Consider the following 20557-nt stretch of genomic DNA (forward strand, 5'->3'; position numbering starts at 1 on the left):
GCCAACGACATCGCCGGTCCCGCGAGGAGATCGCTGAGGAGCCGCCGGGCACCGCTCAGCGGCTCCACCGCCGACAGGACACGCGCTCGCCGCACCGGCATGCGACACCTGAAGATTCCGCACCGCTCTTCCCCGGCAGCGTCGCCGGAGAAATGAGGTTCGACAGTGGCCACCACGTCACTCGATCCCGCACCACCCTCCCGCGCCGCCGGGAAGGCCGTCACCGGAGCCGCGCTCGTCGCGGCGCTCGGCGGGCTGCTGTTCGGCTACGACACCGGCGTCATCTCGGCGGCCCTGCTCTACATCGCCCCGGAGTTCCAGCTCTCCGAGCTGTGGCAGCAGGTCGTGGTCGCCTCGCTGCTGGTCGGCGCGATCGTCGGCGTCGGGCTCGGCGGGATCATCGCCGACGCCCTGGGGCGCAGGCGCACCTTGTCGATCACCAGCGTGGTGTTCACCGCCGGCGCGGTGATCTCGGCGCTGGCACCGGACCTGGCGACGCTGCTCGGTTCGCGGCTGCTGCTCGGCTTCGCCATCGGCACGGCGTCGTTGTCGGTGCCCGCCTACATCGCCGAGATCGCGCCCCCGGAGAAGCGCGGCAGCCTGGTGTCGATCAACCAGATCATGATCAGCTCCGGGATTCTGCTGTCCTACATGTCCGGGTACGTGCTCGCCGAAGCGGGTGCCTGGCGCTGGATGCTGGGGCTGGCAGGGCTGCCGTCGCTGCTGATGTTCGCCGGCCTGTTCCGGTTGCCGGAGAGCCCGCGCTGGCTGGTCTCGCGCGGGCGGTCGCAGGAGGCGCGGGAGGTGCTGCGGCGCATCGTCGGCCCCGACCGGGTCGAGTCGGAGCTGCGGGCGTTGTCCTCAGCGGTCACCGCCGAGGACGGCGTGACCTACCGCGACGTGCTCAAACCCGCGATGCGCCCGGCGATCTACCTCGGCATCGGTGTGGCCGCGGTGAACCAGTTGGTCGGCGTCAACGCGATCACCTACTACGCGCCGACCCTGCTGACGAAGGCCGGTTTCGGGGCGTCGGCGGCGATCCTGTCGTCGGTCGGCATCGGTGTGGCCAACGTGGTGTTCACCCTCGTCGGGCTGCTGCTGGTCGACCGGATCGGGCGCCGCCCGCTGCTGCTGGTGGGCCTGGGCGGGGTCGTCGCCTCGCTGGTGGGGATCGGCCTGCTCTACGCGGTGACCGACCTCGGCGGCGGGTGGGGCGTCGCGCTGGTCGCGCTGCTGATCACCTACGAGGCGATGTTCTCGGCCAGCATCGGACTCGCCATGTGGTTGATCAACAGCGAGATCTTCCCGACCGCGCTGCGCGGCAAGGCGGGCAGCTTCGGCATGTTCACCCACTGGGGCCTGAACCTGATCATCTCGCTGACCGTGCTGAGCGCCTTCGAGGCGTTCACGCCCAGCGGGCTGTTCTGGCTCTACGCCCTGTTCGGCCTGATCGGCTTCTTCTACCTGAAGAAGTACCTGCCCGAGACCCGCAACCGCACGCTCGAAGAGGTCGAGGCGACCCTGCGGGCCAGGGCGCGGGGATGAGCCCGCTCGCGGTGTTCGTCTCCGGTGCTCCGGCCAGCGGCAAGACCACGCTGGCCGGGGCGCTGGCCGCACGGCTGGGTGCCGCGCTGCTCGACCTCGACGTCGTCACCGGGCCGCTGACCTCCCTGCTGGGCGAGGTCAGCGGCGCGGGCGCCGCGCCGGACCACCCGTGGATGCGGGAGCACGCCCGCGGCGCGCGCTACGAGTCGTTGCTGGCCACGGCGTTCGACTCGGTGCGGGTCGGCACCTCCGCGGTGCTCGTCGCGCCGTTCACCGCCGAACGCGCCGACCCGGCTTCGTGGGCGGCCGCCACCGAGCGGTTCCGCGCGGTCGACGTCGACCCGGTGCTGGTCTGGATGGACAGCCCACCGGAGGTCGTCCTGGCCCGGATGCGCGGGCGGGCGGCCGAACGCGACGCCGACAAGCTCGCCGCCCCGGAGCGGGTGCTGGCCGCGCGGACGGCCCCGCCGATCACCCCGCACGTTAAAGTGGACGCGACGCGGCCGATCGCCGAGCAGCTCGCCGAGCTGGACCGGCGCGGCCTGAGTGGAAGGGAACCGGCGTGCCTGGAGGCAACGTCACGCTCTACGACGTGGCCACCGCGGCCGGAGTGAGCCCCAAGACCGTCTCGCGCGTGATCAACGGCGCGGCCGGGGTCTCCGAGAGCACCCGCGGTCAGGTGCAGGCCACCATCGACGAGCTGAACTACCGGCCGAACTTCCACGCCCGCTCGCTGCGGGTGGGCCGCGACGAGGCGATCGGCGTGGTGCTGGAATCGTTGTCGGACCCGTTCTTCGCCGAGATGGCCAGCGTCATCGAGCAAAGCGCGCTGGAACGCGGCCACGCGGTGCTCGTCTCCAGCGTCGGCGGCGACCCGGAACGCGAGCACGGACTCGTGGAAAGCCTGCTGCAGCGCCAGGTCTCGGGCCTGATCATGGTTCCGGTCAGCCGCGACCAGAGCTACCTGCGCGCCGTCGCGGGCAGCACGCCGGTGGTCTTCGCGGACCGCCCGGCGCGACCGGCGACCGGGCTCGGCACCACCGTCCTCGGGGACGACTTCGGCGCGGCGGAGGCCGCGACCCGCCACCTGCTGCACTCAGGGCACACCCGCATCGCGCTCATCGGCGACCGACCCGACGTCTACACCACCGGCGAGCGGATCCGCGGCTACCGCAGCGCCATGGAGTCCTCCCGCGTCGGCGTGGACGAGCACCTCGTCAAAACGGGCCTGTCCAGCGCAGCCGAAGCCCGCAGCGCGCTCGACGACCTGCTGCGCTCCCTGGAACCGCCCACCGCGGTGCTCTCCTCGAACGCGCGCTGCTCGCTCGGCGTGGTGCCCGCGCTGCACGCGCGCGGACGCCCCGACATCGCCTTCATCAGCTTCGGCGACTTCCCGATGGCCGAGTCCCTGTACCCGGCGGTCACCGTCGTCGACCAGGCCCCCGCCGTCATCGCCCGCACCGCCACCGCCGAGCTGTTCAACCAACTCGACGGCACAACGGGGACCGGCGCCACCCTCACCCTCCCGCTCACCCTCACCCCCCGAGGCTCCGGCGAAATCCCCCTCTCCGCGGTATCGCGGTAGTAGGTCAGAGCAGTCGTCGGTTGGACCTGCGCTGCTTCCTGATCGCCAGCAACGCGCCGCTCGAGTCCATGTGCACTAGTCCACCCCATTGGTGCTCGACGACGGACTTGTTGCGGTGCCATGCCTTCAGCACTGTCGGCAGGCGTGCTTCGTGCTCGTCCAAACGCCAGTTGGCAAGCAGGTCGCGTTGCTCGGAGAGCAGCGCGGAGAACACCTCGACGCGTTGCTTTCGCAGGCGGAAGACCTGGTCGGTTCCCACAAAGGTCATGCCTCCGAGCGTGATGCTGGCATCGCACTGGAGTCCAGGGGTCGAGTCGGAGCCGGTCGGGCCCAGCAGCTTCTGCTGACGCTCCGTGAGAAGGCCGCGAGCTGTGTCTCGTTCCCCGGCGAAGGTGAGCAGAGAAGCGGCCCCAGTGCGGGCGAGGATCTGAGACAGCCATTCCCAGTGATCCTCGTGAATGGCGAAGCCGGGACGTGAACTCGGGAGCCCGTCGGCATCGCGAGTGTCGATCTCGGGGTACAAGTTCTTGTCGGCAGCAGGTTCGGACAGGTTCGGAGCGGATTTCCCAGGCACCGTCAGGATGCCGAGCCCGTCCGTCGCCAACACTCGGGTCTCGATGCCCTCGCCCTTGAGCAAGCTCGTCGCGAGCATCAGTGCGGGAACCGGCTCTCCTCTCGTGTCCGACTCGCCGAGCAGCAACGTGTGCGCACGGTGCTGTGAACGCGCGAGCTGGTCGTGCTGGGCCTCCGGCTTACCGTGCGATCCCCTTGCGTCCACGGCGAAGATGCGCAGCGGGGCACCTGGTTTGCGCCCCACGAGGAAGTGGTTCGGCAATCCGGAGTTTCCTGCCGCAGGCCTCCGCCCCTTCGCGGGGCGGAAGGCGCTGAACACGATTTCCGCATCCAGGACGTCGAACCGGTGATCGGGGTAGCGCTCCCGCAACAGCTGCTGTGCGGCTGAAAGTCCGAAGGCACTGCCGAGATCTCGAGCTTGCAGCGACCGCTTGTGGGTGTGCCAGTTCTCGCCCTCGGAACTGAGCCGCATCCGACGTCCGTCGCGGGTTTCGATGGCCGTGACGTAGCGCAGGCAGTCCCATTGCTGGGCCAACGCACGCGCGGAACCCTGTCCGGCCAGTGCGACCGCACGGGCAAAGGTGTGCAGCAGCTGCCAAGGAGTGACTGACATACCGCTCGCTGCGTTCTGCGCGCCAGGGAACGGAAATGTTCGGCCGGGCCGCGCCAGGGGCGGACGCTTCTTCTTGACGCGTTCCCGATCGAGGTGTTTCGCGCGCCCGCGCACTTGGTCGACAAGGCGAGGGGTCGAGTGGAACGACACGACGGATTCTTCGTTGAGCTTCTCGAACGCTGTCTTGAGGTCCACTCACCCTCCACGGCTGCTTGATCAGCGAGACCGTGCCAACTCACCACAAGCGGCGCCTCGTTGTCTGCCGCCTGTCGGCTGACGTTCGGAGCAGCGTTTTGCGCAGCTCGCGGGTCCTCCGAACGCCGGTCGATTGGTGCGTCCAGGGGGTTTTGAAAGGGCGCGGTGGCGGTGAACGATCGCCTGTTGGGCCGTCAGGGGGAGTCATGCTCATCCACCGAGGTGGGGCAAGACGAGTTGTCGGTAGCGGGCGGTCATCGTGGGGAGGACTTCGTCGCCGGGGGTGGACCAGATGTCGGCGTTGAAGATCTCCACTTCGACGTCTCCGGTGTAGCCGGTGGCGGTGATCGCGCGGGTGATGGGGGTGAAGTCGATGACGCCGTCGCCCATCATTCCCCGGGACAGCAGGGCATCCGCTGCGATGGGGAGGTTGAAGTCGCACACCTGGTAGGCGGCGATGCGGTGTTCGCGGCCCGCGCGCGCGACGCTGTCGGCGAGGTTCGGATCCCAGAAGACGTGGAAGGTGTCGACGACGACGGCCACCGCGTCGGCCGGGTGCGGCGCGGCGAGGTCCAGCGCCTGCTCCAGCGTGGAGACCACGGCGCGGTCGGCGACGTACATCGGGTGCAGGGGTTCGAGTACGAGGCGCACGCCGTGCTCGCGGGCGAACGGGGCGAGTTCGGCGAGCCGGTCGGCCACCCTGGCGCGCGCTCCGGCGAGGTCGCGGCTCCCGTCGGGCAGGCCACCCACGACCAGGATCAACGCGTCCGTGCCCACGGTGGCGGCCTCGACGATCGCCGCCCGGTTGTCGTCCAGCGCGGCCTGCGCTCCCGCCGGGTCGGCGGCCGTGAGGAAGCCGCCCCGGCACAGGCTGGAGACCCGCAGGCCCGCGTCGCGCACCGTCTTCGCCGCCGTCTCCAGCCCTGCTTCGGCGACGCGGTCGCGCCACAGCCCGACCGCGGGCAGCCCGGCCCGAGCCGCGCCGTCGACGGCTTCGCGCAGCGTCCACCGCTTCGTCGTCGCCGTGTTCAGCGACAGCCTCGCCAGGTCGTCGGTCATGTCCGCACTCCGTTCACCGCGAGGAACTGCCGCATCCGGTGCGCCGCCAGGTCGGGGTCGAGCAGCAGGCCCGCGCCGTCGGCCGCTCGGAGCACCTCGGCGAGGTGCGGGACCGACCGGCCTGCGTGCAGGCCACCGGCCATGGCGAAGCCGGGCTGGTGACCGTTGAGCCAGGACAGGAACGCGATTCCGGTCTTGTAGTGGAACGTCGGGGATTCGAACAGCAGTCGTCCCAACGGTTCCGTGCTGTCCAAAATGGACTTCGCGGTGCGCGGATCGTCGCGGTCGAGGGCTTGGATCGCGGCGGACGCGGCCGGGTAGATCGCCGCGAACACGCCCAGCAGCGCGTCCGAATGGTCGGTGCCCTCGCCCACGATCAGGCCGGGGTAGTTGAAGTCGTCGCCGGTGTAGAGGCGCACTCCGGTCGGCAGGGCGCGTCGGAGCGCGATCTCGTGCTCGGCGTCGAGCAGCGAGACCTTCACGCCGTCGACCTTCTCCGGGCGCGCCCGGATGATCTCCAGGAAGGTCCGCGTCGCCGCTGCCACCTCCTCGCTGCCCCAGTAGCCGTTGAGCAGCGGGTCGAACATCGGTCCCAGCCAGTGCAGGATCACCGGTGCGTCGGCCTCGTCGAGCAACGCTCCGTACACCGCGGCGTAGTCCGCGGCCGAGCGCGCGATCGCGGCCAGCGCGCGGGAGGCCATCACGATGACCGTCGCGCCGCTGTCCGCGACGACCTCCAGCTGCTCGCGGTAGGCGTCCAGCACCGCCTCCAGGCCCGCGCGCCCGGACGGGAGCGCGGCGAGGTCGAGCTGATCGGTTCCCGCTCCGGCGGCGATCGCGCCACCGGTGGCGCGCGCTTCGGAGGCTGAGCGGCGGATGAGCTCGGCGGCCTGCGTCCAGCCGACGCCCATGCCGCGCTGCGCGGTGTCCATGGCCTCGGCGACCCCCAGCCCGTAGGACCAGATGCGGCGCCGGTACGCCAGGGTCGACTCCCAATCGATGTCGGCGGGGGCACCCGGCACGTTCTCGCCCAGCGCCCTCGGCACCACGTGCACCGCGGCGTAGGCGACGCGAGTCCTCAATGGACCGGCCGGTTCCGGCCAGTGCCGGGGCGGGGTGAGCACGTGCTCGACGAGGGTGCCGTCCGCGCGGGGCAGCTGCAGCGCGGTCACGGTGCCACCTCGCCGAGCTCGACGCGGCGCCCCTCACGGGAGGACGTGAGCCCCGCCTCGGCGAGCCGCAGTCCGCGCACTCCGGCCAGGAAGTCGTAGGGGTGGTCGCCGTCGTTGTGCAGGTAGCGCACGAACTGCTCCCACTGCGCCTTGAACCCGTTGTCGGACTCCCCGTTGTCGGGCACGGGCGACCACTGCTCCCGGAACGGGGTGCGCTCCACCAGGTCGGGGTTCCACACCGGTTTCGGGGTCGCGGCGCGGTGCTGCGCGCGGCACTGGTGCAGGCCGGCGACGGCGCTGCCGTGCGTGCCGTCCACGTGGAACTCCACCAGCTCGTCGCGGTGCACGCGGGTCGTCCACGAGGAGTTGAGCTGCGCGATGATCCCGCCGTCGAGCTCGAAGATGCCGTAGGCGGCGTCGTCGGCGGTGGCGGGGTAGGCGTCGCCGCGTTCGTCCCAGCGCTGCGGGATGTGCGTGACCACGCGTGCGGTGACCGCTTCGACGCGGCCGAACAGGTTCTCCAGCACGTAGTTCCAGTGCGGGAACATGTCGGTGGTGATGCCGCCGCCGTCCTCCTGGCGGTAGTTCCAGCTCGGGCGTTGCGCCGGTTGCAGATCGCCTTCGAAGACCCAGTAGCCGAATTCGCCGCGCACCGACAGGACGCGGCCGAAGAAGCCGCTCTCCACCAGGCGCCGCAGCTTCAGCAGGCCCGGCAGGTAGAGCTTGTCGTGCACCACGCCGGCCCGCACGCCCGCCTCGCTCGCCGCGTGGGCCAGCCGCAGCGCGCCCTCGACGTCGTCGGCGATCGGCTTCTCGGTGTAGACGTGCTTGCCCGCGGCGATCGCCCGCATGATCGCGGGTTCCCGCACGCTCGTCAGCTGCGCGTCGAAGTAGAGCGCGTCCTCGGTATCGGACAGGGCGGTGTCGAGGTCGGTGGTCCACCGGTCCAGGTCGTGCCGTGCGGCGAGCTCCGCGAGCTTCTCGGCGTTGCGGCCGACGAGGATCGGGTCGAGCCGCACCCGGCTGCCGTCGGAGAGCTCGACGCCGCCCTGCTCCCGGATGGCCAGGACCGAGCGCACCAGGTGCTGGCGGTGCCCCATCCTGCCGGTGACGCCGTTCATGATGACGCCCAGCCTTCGCTCCGTCATGCGGTACCGCCTCTCTGGAAAGCGCTTACCAAAACCGTAGGCGGAAGCCGGTTCGCGAGGCAAGGTGCAATGTAAGGCGATTCCCGAAGCGAACGTCGGCGGCGGTGGTGGGGGAGTGGGGACGGTTTCGAACTCGTCAGCCGTTGATCTGCGCCGCTGACCGCTCAGCGGCTCCGCCGTCGACGGGACGCCGACAGAGAACACCGCTCACCTGGAACGAGAGGTTCCAAGGCAGGACCCGAGGTTCCGCCACCGCTCCGGTCGGGGAGACCGCGTCAACGCCGCGGAGTGCTCTCCCGCACCACGACCTCGCCGCGCACCTTGCGGCGGCGCGGTTTGCCGTCCGCCTCGTTGAGCACCAGGTCCAGCGCCATGCCGCCCATCTCGGTCAGCGGCAGCCGGACCGTGGTCAGCCCCGGCGTGACGTCGCGCAGCGTCGAGATGTCGTCGAACCCCGCGACCGCGAGATCACCCGGCACGTCCACGCCGCGCTCCCGGCAGGCCGCCATCGCGCCCAGCGCCATCAGGTCGTTGATGGCGAAGGCGCAGTCGACCTCCGGGTGCTCGTCCAGCAGTCGCTGCATCGCCCGGAACCCGCCGTCGCGGGTGAACTCCTCGGCGAGGAAGAACGGTTCTCCGTCGGCGGATTTCCGCCAGCCCGCGGTGAAACCGTCCCGCCGGTCGCGCGAGACGAGCAGGCGCTCCGGTCCGGTGAGGACGGCGGGACGCCGGTAGCCGAGCGCGGCGAGCTCCACCGCCAGGTCGTGGGCGCCCCGCCGGTTGTCGACGACCACGGTGTCGACCGGCAGCCGGGGTTCGCTGATCGCGGCCACCCGCCCGCCGGACTCGGTGAACGGTTCCACCTGCGCGGCGAGCTCCCGCAGGTGCGCGCGGTCGTTGGTGCGGCTGCCCGCCAGCACGATCGCGCGCCCGCGCTGGCGCCGCAGCGCCGCCAGCAGCTCCAGCTCGCGTTCGGGCCTGCCGCCGGTGCTGCACAGCATCACCAGCAGCCCGTGCTGCTCGGCGGCGTTGGCCAACCCGGCGGCGATGGTGGAGAAGTAGGGGTCGGAGATGTCGTTGACCAGCAGTCCCACCAGGTCGGTGGAGCCCCGGGCCATCGACTGGGCCTGGGCGTTGGGCGTGTAGCCGAGCCGGGCGGCGGCTTCCAGCGTGCGGGCGTGCAGCTCGGCCCGGACGACGCGTTCGCTGCCGTTGAGCGCGCGCGACGCCGTCGCGAGCGACACGCCCGCTTCCTTGGCGACGTCGGTGAGGGTCGCTGCACGTGCCGGCACCGGGCGCTCCTTCCACGGGGAATGCGTATTCCGAGCATAGCGCCCGGCGCCGGACGTCCGGAGATCCGCGTGGGAGCCCGGCGCGCCGGGCTCCCACGCGCTCAGCGGGATTCCGCGCGGCGCCGGTCGAACTCGGCGCGGGGAACCGGTTTCGCGTCCTTGGTGCCGAGCTGCTCCAGCGGGATGCGGTGGGTCTCCCTCGCCGACCAGGCGGCGACGGCGCCGACGACTGTGATCGCGAAGCACAGCGTGCCGACGATCAACGGCACGTTCGCCGATCCGGGCGGTGCGACCAGCGTGAAGATGCTCGGCAGGAACGAGGTGATCGCCAGCCCCAGGTTCTGGGCGATGGCGAACCCGGTGACCCGCGTGCGAGCGGGGAAAAGCTCCTGGAAGAAGCCCGCGAACGTCGCGTTCCACACCTGGTAGAGCAGTCCCCAGGTGAGGATCGCCAGCACGATCGTCAGCGCCACGTTCTGCTGGCTGATCGACCACAGGTAGGCGTAGGACAGCACGCCGGATCCCAGCGAGCCCACGATCATCAGCGGGCGCCTGCCGAACCTGTCGGACAGGTTCGCGAACCACGGGATGAACGCCAGCGCCACCAGGTTGGCCACCACCGGGATCCACAGGTAGACGCTCTTGTCCATCTCGATGCCGTAGCCGGGTTGCGTCGCGTACGCGGCGCCGAACACGGATACGACGACGCCGATGACGTTGACCAGCGTCATGCACGCGGCGCGCACCACGTCCATGCCGCTCTCCCGCAGCACTTGGACGAACGGGGGCCGCTCGCGGCGGCGTTCCTCCTTCTCCTCCAGGAAGATCCGGCTCTCGTCGACGCGCCGCCGGATGACGTACCCGGCGAGCACGACCAGCGCGCTGAGCAGGAACGGGACTCGCCAGCCCCACGAGTCGAAGGCTTCGTCGGACAGGAACGCCGACAGCGGCAGGAACATCGCGGCGGCGATGATCTGCCCGGCCTGGGTGCCGTGCAGGCTGAAGCTGGCGTAGTAGCCGCGGCGCCCGAACGGCGCGTTCTCCACGATCATGGCGCTGGCGCCGCTGAGCTCCCCGGCGACCGCGAACCCCTGCACGAACCGCAGCAGGACCAGCAGCACGGGCGCCCACATGCCGACTTGGCCGTAGGTGGGCAGCAGCGCGACCGCGAAGGTGGACAGGCCCATCAGCAGCATCGCCAGCACGAGCACGTTCTTGCGGCCCCGGCGGTCACCCCAGTGCCCGAGCGCGATCGCGCCGATCGGGCGGGCGACGTAGCCGACCGCGTAGGTGCCCAGCGACGCGACCAGGGCGACGGTGGGGTCGCCCTCGGGGAAGAAGATGCTGGGGAACACCAGCGCGGCGGCCTGCGCGTAGACGAACCAGTCGTAGTACTCCAGCGCGCTGCCGATCCAGCCGCTGGCGGCCGCTTTCCTGGAGGTGCTGCGGGAATCCTTCGGTGCTTCCGGGCGGGATTCCCCGGTATCGCTGGTCAATGTGTTCTCCTCGGCATGATCCGGTGACGTCGTTGTTCCGATCAGCGGGATGCAGGCCGCCATGCGGCCGAATCGGCCGGGCTTGCGCGCACGCGGTCTGGGTAAGCGCTTTCCAGATGGAACAAGTACCGGATCGAGCTGTCAACACCCCGGTTCTCGTCGGCGGCATCGCGACGGCGGATCAGGCGCAGGTCACGGCGCCAATGTGCGGAATGCGCTTTCCGGAGTGGTCGTTCGATCGTTACGATGCGCGCCGACGGGGGCCCGGCGAATTCCTTGCGAGGTTCGATGAGCGGCACCACCACGGTCGTCCTGGCGGGCATGCACGGCCACGGGCGCTGGCACCTGCGCGAACTCCGACGCCTGCGCGGTGCGGGGGCGCGGCTGGTCGGGATCTGCGATCCGCGTCCGCCGGAGGACGCCGACGACGACCTCGCCGGGGACGTCCCGGTGCTGCCGAGCCTCCGGGACCTGCTCGACCGGGTCCGGCCGGACGTGACGATCGTGTGCACCCCGATCCACACCCACGCCGAACTGGCGCTGCTGGCCGCCGAGTCCGGTTCGCACGTGCTGCTGGAGAAACCACCCGCGCCGACGCTGGCCGAGTTCGACCGGCTGGCCGCGGGTCTGGCGGTCACCGGCCGCGCGTGCCAGGTCGGCTTCCAGAGCCTCGGCTCGCTGGCGCTGGGCCACGTGCGCGCGCTGATCGACGACGGCGCGATCGGCGAGGTGCGGGGGATCGGCGCGGCGGGAGCGTGGCAGCGCGACGCCGCGTACTACGCCCGCGCGCCGTGGGCCGGGCGGCGTTCGCTGGAGGGCGTCGCGGTCGTCGACGGCGCGCTGACCAACCCGTTCGCGCACGCCATCGCGACGGCGCTCGCCCTCGACGGGGTGCGCGGCGACGAACGGCTGCGGGACTGGGAAGTGGAGCTGTACCGGGCGAATCCGATCGAGGCCGACGACACCTCCTGCCTGCGGCTGATCACCGCGCGCGGCACCACGATCACCGTCGCGGGCACGTTGTGCGCGGAGGGCGAGGTGGAGCCCCACGTCGTGGTGCACGGCACGAGCGGCCGGATCGTCCTGGAATACCGGACGGGCCTGGTCCGGCTGGAATCAGGCGGACGGGTGCGGACCAGCGCGCACGGGTTCACCGGCCTGCTGGAGAACCTCATCGCCCACGTGCACGACGAATCGGTCCCGCTGCTGGTGCCGCCCGCGGCGACCCGCCCGTTCATGCAGGTGCTGGAGGCGGTGCGCACCGCACCCGAACCGCGCGAGATCCCCCCGTCGCGGCGGTGGATAGATCGCGTCGGACCACACCCCCGATTCGTGGTGACCGGCGTGGACGAGGCCGTCGTGCGCGCCGCCGACGAGATGCTGCTGCTGTCCGAAGTTGACCCGTCGTGGCGGAACCGATGATCGCGAGGCTGCGGTTGGCCGGTGCGGTCGTGGCCGAGTGCGTCGACGGCGCGCAGCTGCCCGCACGCCTCGGGCCGCGTCCGCACCTGCACCCGATCCGCACCCTGGGCGGGAGCACCGTGACCGACGCCCGGCCCGCGGACCACCCGTGGCACCAGGGTTTCTCGGTCGCGCTGCAGGACGTGGGCGGCTGGAACCTGTGGGGCGGCCCCACCTTCGTGCGCGGCCGGGGCTACGTCGACCTCGACGATCACGGGCGGATCGAGCGCGTCGGCTTGGCAGACGTCCGCGAGGACGCCTTCGAGGAGCGGTCGCGCTGGTGCGGCGCGGACGGTGAGCACCTGCTCGACGAGCACCGGCGGGTGCGGGCGCGGCTCAGCGAGCACGGCTGGGAACTGGAGATGACCACCGCGCTCACCAACGCCACCGGCCGGGAGCTGCGGCTCGCCGGGCCTGCCGCGAACGGCTGCCCCGGCGCGGGCTACGGCGGATTCTTCTGGCGCCTGCCGCCCGCGGTCGCGCCCCGGGTGCGCACCGAAGCGGGAGAGGGGGAGCAGCGGGTGCACGGCGCCGCCGCCCCCTGGCTGGCCTGGGTCGATCGCGACCACACCCTGGTGTTCACCGGGACCGACGCGGCGACCCGGGCCGATCCGTGGTTCGTCCGCGTCGGCGACTACCCGGGCGTCGGCTCGCAGCTCGCCGCCCCGGACGCGGTCCTGCTGGAGCCGGGCGGCGCGCTGCACCGCGGCCTGCGGGTGCTCGTCGCCGACGGCGCGCTCGACGGCGGAGCCGTCGAGCGGTGGGCGGGCGGCGCAGGTGCGGAGCTCACAGCGCGCGGGTGAACACGACGCGGTCGAGCGAAGGCCCGTCGTAGTCCGGGATCGGGTCGGAGGCCGTGAACCCCACCGCTCGGTGGAACGCGATCGACGTCGCGTTCTGCGGCGAGGTGATCGCCTTGACCTCGGTCCGGCCGTCGTCGCGCGCCCTCGCGAAGAACCGCTCGTAGAGGTCGCGGGCCAGCCCGGAGCGCCGCCACTCCGGGGCGACACCGGTGAAGTGGATGTAGGCCACCGCCGGGTCGGACGGCGACAGGAAGCCGATGACGAATCCGGCCATCGTGCCGCCCGCCTCGGCGATCAGGCTCGTGGAACCGAAGTGGTCGACGAAGACCCTGGTCAGGTCCCGCGAGGCGGGGCGTCCCCACCAGTCGTCGACCACGCCCACGATCACGTCGTAGTCCTGCGGGACCGCGCTGCGAACGGTGATGTCGTCGAGCATGTGCGAAAACCCCTTCGCCTCGCCGGATCGAGCATGGCCACTGCAAAGCGACGTCCAGCATGCCAGAGGCGGCCCGCGATGCCGGTCAGCCCGCGCGCAGGGCTTCCTCGGCGGCGTTCGCGGCGCGGTCGCGGTCGGCCGCGACCAGGCCGAGGCGGGTGCGGCGGTCGAGCAGGTCGGACGCGTCGAGCGCGCCCTCGTGCCGCACCGCGAAGCGGAGTTCGGCCGGGGTGACGTCCACGTCGTCGATCGGTTCCAGCAGCCGCCGATCGCCGCCGGCCTCCGCGACCACGGCCGCCGCTTCCGTCCCGTAGCGGGAGACCAGCCGGGTCGGAGCATCCACTGTGGACAGCTGGACGGGGTTCGCGGCTCCGGCCAGCGGGAGGTTCTTCGTGCGGCACGGCCGGTCGGTCAGCGCGGCGGCGTCCACGGCGTCCTGCGCCATCTTGCGGTAGGTCGTCAGCTTCCCGCCCACGACGCTGATCACGCCGTTGTCCCCGGTGATCACCGCGTGCTCCCGGGAGAGGTCGGAGCTCTGCCCGTCGCCGCCGTCCAGCAGCGGGCGCAGGCCGGAGTAGGTGCCGAGCACGTCGTCCTCGCGGATCGGCCGCGCCAGCACGGAGTTGACCGTCTTGAGCAGGAAGGTGATCTCCTCGGCGGAGGCCGTCGGCACGTCGGGGACCGGGCCGTCCTGCTCCTCGTCGGTGAGTCCGATGTAGACCCTGCCGTGGCCGGCGGGCAGCGCGAACACGAACCTGTTGGTGGTGCCGGGGATCGGCACCGTGAGGCCCGCGTCGAGCCCGCCGAACACCGCGTCGGACACGACCAGGTGGGTGCCCCGGCTCGGGCGCAGGCGCAGTCCGGGCGCCACTTCACCGGCCCAGACCCCGGCGGCGTTGATCACCTTCCGGGCGCGGACGTCGACGGTCTCGCCGGTGAGCCGGTCCCGCAGCACGGCGCCGTCGCCGGTGACCTGCTCGGCCGCGCAGCGGGTCAGGATTCGCGCTCCGTGCCCCGCGGCGGTCCGCGCGATTCCGACGACCAGGCGCGCGTCGTCGACGAGCTGGCCGTCCCAGGACAGCAGCCCGCCGCGCAGCCGGTCCTGCCGGACGGTGGGGACCATGCGCCGCGTCTCGACGCTGGAGACCCGGCGCGGTGCGGCCAGGACCGATCCGGGCGTCCCGGAGCCGCGGCGCAGCAGGTCGCCCGCGACGAACCCGGCGGCCACCAGCGCCGCCTGCTTCGCCCCGACCCCCGCGACCAGCGGCACCAGCTGGGGGAGCGGGCGGACCAGGTGCGGTGCGGTGCGCTCCATCAGGATCCGGCGTTCGACGGCGCTCTCGTAGGCGATCCCGACGTTGCCGGAGGCCAGGTAGCGCAGTCCGCCGTGCACCAGCTTCGAGCTCCACCGGCTGGTGCCGAAGGCGAGGTCGTGCTTTTCGGCCAGCACCACGTTCAGCCCGCGCGACGCCGCGTCCAGCGCGACGCCCGCGCCGGTCACGCCGCCGCCGACGACGAGCACGTCGACCTGGCCGCCCTCGGCCAGTTCGGTCAGGTCCTTGGTGCGCCGGGCGGCGTTCAGCGAGGTCATCGGAGTCACTCCTCGGGACGGAGGTAGGTGTCGAGCACGGTGCGCAGCTGCGCGTCGAGGCGGTCCGGTGGCAGCGCGTCGGAGACGATGCGGGCGGACAGGACCGCCGACTGCACCAGCAGCAGGACCATCGCGGCCAGTTCGTCGGGATCGCCGGAGCGGATCGTGCGGTCGGCCTGGCCGCTGCGGATCGCGGTGGTGAGGACTTCGAGGATGCGCTGCTGGCTGGCGCCGAGCCGGTCGAACACGTAGGTGCTGAGCAGTTCCGGGTCGGTTTCGAGGATCTTGACGAACAGCGGGTGTTGCCGGGCCGCCGAGACGGTGCGCACGATCCCGTCGATGCCGTGCCTGCGCGAACCGTCGCCGGTGTCGGCCGGCAGCAGCGCGACGAGCTCACGGGTGAGCAGGTCCGCGGACAGGGTCCGCACGTCCGGCCACCGCCGGTAGACGGTCGGGCGGCTCACACCTGCTCTGCGGGCGATCTCCGCGAGCGTGGTGCGGCGCATGCCGACGGCGAGCACGCACTGCTTCGCCGCGTCGAGGATAGCGTCATCGTTACGACTTGACGTCATGTGTAAAACTGTAACGCATGACTGAGCTTGAGCACCGCACCCCGGAGCAGGAGTGGAACGCCTGGGGCACCGCCGACGGGGCGAGCCCCGTGCCCGAGGAGATGCGCACCCTGATCGAACAGGGCCTCGGTGTGGTGCGGCGGGACACGCCGTCGGTGGACCGGTCCGCAGTGCGCGTCGGGGAGTCGCGCCTGCCGGACGAGGTCCGCTCCGCGCTGGTCGCGATCGTCGGCGACGACGGCGTGCGGACCGACGACGACGCGCGGCTGCTGCACGCGGGCGGCAAGAGCACTCCCGACCTGCTGCGCCGCCGGGCGGGGGACGCGGACTCCGCGCCCGACGCCGTGGTGCTGCCCGGCTCCCACGAGCAGGTGTGCGAGCTGTTGGCGCGGTGCGCCGAGCACCGGGTGGCGGTGGTCCCCTTCGGGGGTGGGACCAGCGTCGTCGGCGGCGTCGAGCCGGAGCGCGGTGGGTTCGCCTCGGTCATCGCGCTGGACCTGCGGTTGCTGGACGGCCTGGTGGACCTCGACGCGGAGTCGCAGACCGCGACCTTGCAAGCCGGGCTGCGCGGCCCGGAGGCGGAGGAGCTGCTGGCCGGGCACGGCTTCACGCTCGGCCACTTCCCGCAGAGCTTCGAGCACGCCAGCATCGGCGGCTTCGCGGCGACCCGCTCGTCCGGGCAGGCCTCGGCGGGGTACGGGCGTTTCGACGCCATGGTGGTGCGGCTGCGCGTCGCGACCCCCACCGGTGAGCTCGACCTGGGCCGGGCTCCCGCCTCGGCGGCCGGGCCGGACCTGCGGCAGCTGTTCCTCGGGTCGGAGGGCGCGCTGGGCATCATCACCGAGGTGACCGTCCGGGTGCACCCGAAGCCCCAGGAGGTGGAGTCCGCGGCGTGGTCGTTCCCGGACTTCGCCACCGGCGCGAAGGCGCTGCGCGTGCTGGCGCAGGAGGGCGCGCTGCCCACCGTGGCCCGGCTCTCCGACGAGCTGGAAACGATGATCAACCTGGCCACCGCCCACGAGGTCGGCGGCGGGGAGCAGTCCGGCGGCTGCTTGATGATCACGCGCTACGAAGGCTCCCGGATCGCGGTGCGCGCGCGGGTCGAGCAGCTGCTGTCGGAGTCGGGCGGCACCTCGCTGGGCGCCGCTCCGGCCGAGAAGTGGGACCACGGCCGCTACCACGGCCCGTACCTGCGCGACGCGCTGCTCGACGTCAACGCGCTGGTGGAGACGCTGGAGACCGCGAGCACCTGGTCCCGGCTGGAGGAGACCTGCAACGCGGTGCGGGAGGCGCTCACCGAATCGCTGCAGGCTCAGGGCACTCCGCCACTGGTCATGTGCCACATCTCGCACGTGTACCCGACCGGCGCGTCGCTGTACTTCACGATCGCCTGCGGACGCGGTGACGAACCGGTTTCCCAATGGCGGCAGGCGAAGCGCGCGGCGGGCGACGCGATCAGCCGATCCGGCGCCACCATCACCCACCACCACGCCGTGGGCCTGGACCACCGCGAGTGGCTGACCGACGAGATCGGCGAGCTCGGCGTGGCGGTGCTGCGCGCCGTGAAGTCCACCGTGGACCCGTCGGGCGTGCTCAACCCGGGCAAGCTGATCCCGTGATCACCGACATCGCGATGCTGGTGAATCCGCGCTCGGGCCAGGGGCGCACACCGGCGGTCGCGCTGCGCGCGCTGCGCTACCTGCGCGAGTCCGGGGTGTCGACCTCCGTCCTGGTGGGGCGGGACGAGGCGGATTCGCTGGCGCTCGCGCGCCGGGCCGTCGAGTCGGGCACGGGCGCGCTGGTGGCCTGCGGCGGCGACGGCGTCGTCAACCTCGCGCTGCAAGCGGTCGCCGGGACGGACACGCCGTTCGGCGTGATCCCGGCGGGAACGGGCAACGACCACGCCCGGATGCTGGGGGTTGCGCGGCACGACCCGATCGCCGCCGCGCGGGTGGTGCTCGACGGCGCGGTCCGCCCGATCGACCTCGGCAGGGTCGGGGACCGCTGGTTCGGCACGGCGTTCGCCGGCGGTTTCGACGCCCTGGTCACCGAGCGCACCAACCGGTTGAAGTGGCCGCGCGGCAAGCTGCGCTACAACCTCGCGATGCTCGTCGAGCTGGCGGCGCTGCGCCCGCTGGACTACGTCCTGGAGCTCGACGGCCGGGAGGTGTCCACGCAGGCGATCCTGGTCGCGGTCGGCAACGGCCAGACCTACGGCGGCGGCATGCGGATCTGCCCGGACGCCGTGATCGACGACGGCCTGTTCGACGTCACCGTCATCGGGGCCGCCCGGCGGGACCAGATCGTGCGGCTGCTGCCGACGATCTACCCCGGCACGCACGTCGAGCACGCGCAGGTCACGACCTACCGGGCGAGCCGGGTCCGCCTGTCCACGCCGGGCGTCACGGGCTACGCCGACGGCGAGCGCTTCGAGAAGCTGCCGGTGACGTGCGAATGCGTCCCGCTCGCGGCCAAGGCGCTCGTGCCGGCCTAGTCCGGCCACGTGGGGATTCCCGGTGCGGGTCCGCTTGCCGGAACACGGTTCGACGGTCGCCGGACTCCGGCGCGCGGATCGCCGGGCGTTGTCGGGGGTCGGCGGTACCGTCGCGCGACCTTCGACGTTCACGCGCGGGCCGGGCACGAGACCGGCCCGCGTCGAGGTTCCGCCACGACCGGGAGGCCGTCCCATGCCCTTCGCCGAGGAACTGATCGGCGCGCGCACCGTCCAGGAGCTCACCGCGGCGCTGCGGGTGGTCCTGCCGGACGCGGAGCTGCCCGCGGTGCGCGCGGCCGGTCCGGCGCTGCCGCCGCTGGCTTTGCGGGAACGCAGCGATCTCCTGCGGGACGCGCTGCTGGCGGACCTGCCGGACGGCTACGACGAGTTCGCGGACGTCGTGCGCGCGGCGGCGCGGCGCGCTCCGACGTTCACCGGATGGCTGATCTGGCCGGTGACCGCCGCGGTCGCGGCCAGGGCGATCCGAGACGATGCCGCGGCCGCGTTCGACGACGCTGTGGCGCTGCTGGCGGAGCTGACCGACCGGCTCAGCTCCGAGTTCGCGCTGCGCTCCCTGCTGAACCACGACCTCGACCGTGCGTTGGCGGTGATCTCCGGCTGGACGAGGTCGGAGAACGAGGGCGTGCGGCGGCTCGCTTCGGAAGGAACCCGCCCGTACCTGCCGTGGGCGGTGCGGGTGCCGCGACTGCTCTCCGAGCCCTCGTCGACGCTGCCGATCTTGGGGGAGCTCTACCGGGACGACAGCGACTACGTGCGGCGCTCGGTCGCCAACCACCTCAACGACCTCAGCCGGGTGGACCCCGACCTGGTGACCTCGACCGCCGCGAAGTGGCTCGCCGAACCCGACGCCAACACCCCGCGCCTGGTGCGGCACGGGCTGCGGACCCTGGTCAAGCGCGGACATCCGGAAGCCTTGCGGCTGCTGGGCTTCCCGCCGGTCCGGGTCGAGGTGACCGGCCCCGAACTGGCCGCCGACGAGGTTGCCATCGGTGCGGCGCTGACCTTCACGGCCTCCGTGCACAACCCGGAACCCGAACCGGCCCGATTGGTGATCGACTACCTCGTGCACCACCGCAAGGCCGACGGGAGCCGGACGGCGAAGACCTTCAAGCTCACCACCCGGACCGTCGCGCCCGGCGAGACGGTCGAGTTGACCCGCGCGCACCCGTTCCGCGTCCTGACGACCCGGCGCTACCACCCGGGCCTGCACGGGATCGAATTGCAGGTCAACGGTGTCCGCTCGGGGCGCGCCGAGTTCACCCTGCTGCCCGCGGCGGAACCGGTCGACGCGGGCTGAGCCCGGCAGGGCCGGCGCCGCCCGGTTCGTCGTGCGCGTCCCGATTCGTCGGCTCCGTGGCACCGATCGCGATCCGATCCGAGATCCGGTGGGGCGCCCGTCGTGATCACGCGGGGGTGATCGTGGGATGCTGCATATGCCAGGAGCACCGCGGCGGGTCGTTCGTTCCACGTGCTGGAAGCGGGGCCCGTTCCGGGAGCGTCGGGCAGTGCCTGTCGGGGGCACCTGAGCTGAGCTGGACGAAGGTGGGAGCACGATGGCGGACGGAATGCGCCCGGAAGTGGACCTGCGCACGGATCGCGCCCACGGTGCGCGGATCTACGACTACATCCTCGGTGGCAAGGACAACTACGCCGTCGATCGCGCCGCGGCCGAAGCGACCTTGCAGATCTGGCCCGCGCTCGGTGTGCACATGCGGGCGAACCGCACGTTCATGCACCGAGCAGCCCGGTTCCTCGCGCAGGAATGCGGTGTCCGCCAGTTCCTCGACATCGGTACCGGCATCCCCACTCCGCCCAACCTGCACGAGATCGTGCAGGAGGTGGCGCCGGAGACCAGGGTCGTCTACACCGACAACGACCCCATCGTGCTCGCCCACGCCCGCGCGCTCATGACCAGCGCGGAGCGGGGCCGCACCGCGTACATCCAGTCCGACATGCGCGAACCCGAAGCCCTGCTCGCGGCACCCGAGCTGCACGAGACGCTGGACCAGGACCGGCCGATCGGCCTGATGCTCATCGCGATCGTGCACTTCATCGAGGACGACGACGAAGCGCTGGCGGTGGTGCGCCGCATCATCGACGCGATGCCCTCGGGCAGCTACGTGGCGGCCACGGTGGCGACCGACGACTTCGCGCCCGAGATGCTGGCCAAGGTCACCGACACCTACCACGAGCACGGCGAGAGCATGCGGTTCCGCGACAAGGCCGCCGCGGAGCGGTTCTTCGACGGCCTGGAACTGGTCGATCCGGGCCTCGTGCAGATGCACAAGTGGCGCCCCGACGACGAGCACCTGTCGGTGCCCGACGCCGACATAGCAATGTACGGCGGAATCGCCCGGAAACCCTGAACTTCCCTCGTCTCGTTCTGCGTAGCTGGTCGGGTGGCGGAACCTCAGGTGTCTTCTCGCTGCGGGATCTTTTTCCCGAGTGGCTCCGCCACGAGGGAAAAAGCTGTCCTCGCGAGTGTCCGCCCACGACCATCG

At 71.8% G+C, this 20557-nt stretch carries 18 protein-coding genes; 9 read left to right on the forward strand and 9 right to left on the reverse strand.

What is annotated here, in order from left to right; translation table 11 throughout:
- Nucleotides 1–165 precede the first annotated feature (165 nt).
- The 3 genes from ACWD38_RS10450 to ACWD38_RS10460 are packed head-to-tail and all read left to right on the forward strand — an operon-like array spanning nt 166 to nt 3130.
- Complete coding sequence (locus ACWD38_RS10450; RefSeq protein ID WP_450123898.1) at nt 166–1545, forward strand: sugar porter family MFS transporter; 1380 nt, start codon at nt 166–168, stop codon at nt 1543–1545.
- Nucleotides 1542–2159 (forward strand): AAA family ATPase, encoded by a 618-nt coding sequence (locus tag ACWD38_RS10455; RefSeq protein WP_184479536.1) that lies wholly within the window; start codon nt 1542–1544, stop codon nt 2157–2159. Before ACWD38_RS10450 ends, ACWD38_RS10455 begins: the two co-directional genes overlap by 4 nt.
- A complete protein-coding gene (locus ACWD38_RS10460; protein WP_184479535.1) occupies nt 2108–3130 on the forward strand; it encodes a substrate-binding domain-containing protein in 1023 nt (340 codons plus the stop codon). The genes ACWD38_RS10455 and ACWD38_RS10460 overlap by 52 nt, the downstream gene beginning before the upstream one ends.
- Nucleotides 3131–3134: 4 nt before the next feature.
- On the opposite strand, the gene ACWD38_RS10465 is transcribed toward ACWD38_RS10460, so the two are convergent.
- The 6 genes from ACWD38_RS10465 to ACWD38_RS10490 form a co-directional block, all read right to left on the reverse strand.
- Nucleotides 3135–4511 (reverse strand): hypothetical protein, encoded by a 1377-nt coding sequence (locus tag ACWD38_RS10465; protein WP_184479534.1) that lies wholly within the window; start codon nt 4509–4511, stop codon nt 3135–3137.
- A gap of 210 nt (nt 4512–4721) precedes the next feature.
- Nucleotides 4722–5570 (reverse strand): sugar phosphate isomerase/epimerase family protein, encoded by an 849-nt coding sequence (locus tag ACWD38_RS10470; protein WP_184479533.1) that lies wholly within the window; start codon nt 5568–5570, stop codon nt 4722–4724.
- Complete coding sequence (locus tag ACWD38_RS10475) at nt 5567–6742, reverse strand: DUF993 family protein (protein WP_184479532.1); 1176 nt, start codon at nt 6740–6742, stop codon at nt 5567–5569. The genes ACWD38_RS10470 and ACWD38_RS10475 overlap by 4 nt, the downstream gene beginning before the upstream one ends.
- Entirely contained in the window at nt 6739–7890 is a 1152-nt protein-coding gene (locus ACWD38_RS10480) for a Gfo/Idh/MocA family protein (RefSeq protein WP_450123899.1), read from the reverse strand. The genes ACWD38_RS10475 and ACWD38_RS10480 overlap by 4 nt, the downstream gene beginning before the upstream one ends.
- A gap of 275 nt (nt 7891–8165) precedes the next feature.
- Nucleotides 8166–9182, reverse strand: coding sequence for a substrate-binding domain-containing protein (locus tag ACWD38_RS10485; protein WP_184479530.1), 1017 nt, complete (start codon nt 9180–9182; stop codon nt 8166–8168).
- Nucleotides 9183–9283: 101 nt separating this feature from the next.
- Nucleotides 9284–10678 (reverse strand): MFS transporter, encoded by a 1395-nt coding sequence (locus tag ACWD38_RS10490; RefSeq protein WP_450123900.1) that lies wholly within the window; start codon nt 10676–10678, stop codon nt 9284–9286.
- Between the two features lie 288 nt (nt 10679–10966).
- On the opposite strand from ACWD38_RS10490, the gene ACWD38_RS10495 reads away from it, so the two are divergent.
- Both ACWD38_RS10495 and ACWD38_RS10500 read left to right on the forward strand, forming a co-directional pair.
- Nucleotides 10967–12100, forward strand: coding sequence for a Gfo/Idh/MocA family protein (locus tag ACWD38_RS10495; protein WP_184479528.1), 1134 nt, complete (start codon nt 10967–10969; stop codon nt 12098–12100).
- Nucleotides 12085–12942 carry a DUF6807 family protein gene (locus ACWD38_RS10500; RefSeq protein ID WP_221315824.1) on the forward strand — a complete coding sequence of 286 codons (858 nt, stop codon included), beginning with the start codon at nt 12085–12087 and terminating at the stop codon, nt 12940–12942. Before ACWD38_RS10495 ends, ACWD38_RS10500 begins: the two co-directional genes overlap by 16 nt.
- On the opposite strand, the gene ACWD38_RS10505 is transcribed toward ACWD38_RS10500, so the two are convergent.
- The 3 genes from ACWD38_RS10505 to ACWD38_RS10515 form a co-directional block, all read right to left on the reverse strand.
- A complete protein-coding gene (locus ACWD38_RS10505; protein ID WP_184479527.1) occupies nt 12926–13378 on the reverse strand; it encodes a GNAT family N-acetyltransferase in 453 nt (150 codons plus the stop codon). The two genes, ACWD38_RS10500 and ACWD38_RS10505, sit on opposite strands and share 17 nt — an antisense overlap.
- Nucleotides 13379–13463: 85 nt before the next feature.
- Nucleotides 13464–14969: a glycerol-3-phosphate dehydrogenase/oxidase gene (locus ACWD38_RS10510; protein ID WP_184479526.1), complete on the reverse strand. Its 1506-nt coding sequence runs from the start codon at nt 14967–14969 to the stop codon at nt 13464–13466.
- Nucleotides 14970–14974: 5 nt separating this feature from the next.
- Nucleotides 14975–15541 carry a TetR/AcrR family transcriptional regulator gene (locus ACWD38_RS10515; RefSeq protein WP_184479525.1) on the reverse strand — a complete coding sequence of 189 codons (567 nt, stop codon included), beginning with the start codon at nt 15539–15541 and terminating at the stop codon, nt 14975–14977.
- A 17-nt stretch (nt 15542–15558) separates the two neighbouring features.
- On the opposite strand from ACWD38_RS10515, the gene ACWD38_RS10520 reads away from it, so the two are divergent.
- The 4 genes from ACWD38_RS10520 to ACWD38_RS10535 all read left to right on the forward strand — a co-directional run bounded on the left by ACWD38_RS10520 (nt 15559) and on the right by ACWD38_RS10535 (nt 20422).
- Nucleotides 15559–17160 (forward strand): FAD-binding oxidoreductase, encoded by a 1602-nt coding sequence (locus ACWD38_RS10520; protein WP_184479524.1) that lies wholly within the window; start codon nt 15559–15561, stop codon nt 17158–17160.
- Entirely contained in the window at nt 17157–18035 is an 879-nt protein-coding gene (locus ACWD38_RS10525) for a diacylglycerol kinase (RefSeq protein WP_450123901.1), read from the forward strand. The genes ACWD38_RS10520 and ACWD38_RS10525 overlap by 4 nt, the downstream gene beginning before the upstream one ends.
- Before the next feature lie 193 nt (nt 18036–18228).
- Complete coding sequence (locus tag ACWD38_RS10530; protein WP_184479522.1) at nt 18229–19353, forward strand: DNA alkylation repair protein; 1125 nt, start codon at nt 18229–18231, stop codon at nt 19351–19353.
- A 256-nt stretch (nt 19354–19609) separates the two neighbouring features.
- Entirely contained in the window at nt 19610–20422 is an 813-nt protein-coding gene (locus ACWD38_RS10535; protein ID WP_450123902.1) for an SAM-dependent methyltransferase, read from the forward strand.
- Nucleotides 20423–20557 lie beyond the last annotated feature (135 nt).

Source organism: Saccharopolyspora sp. NPDC002578, assembly GCF_053592695.1.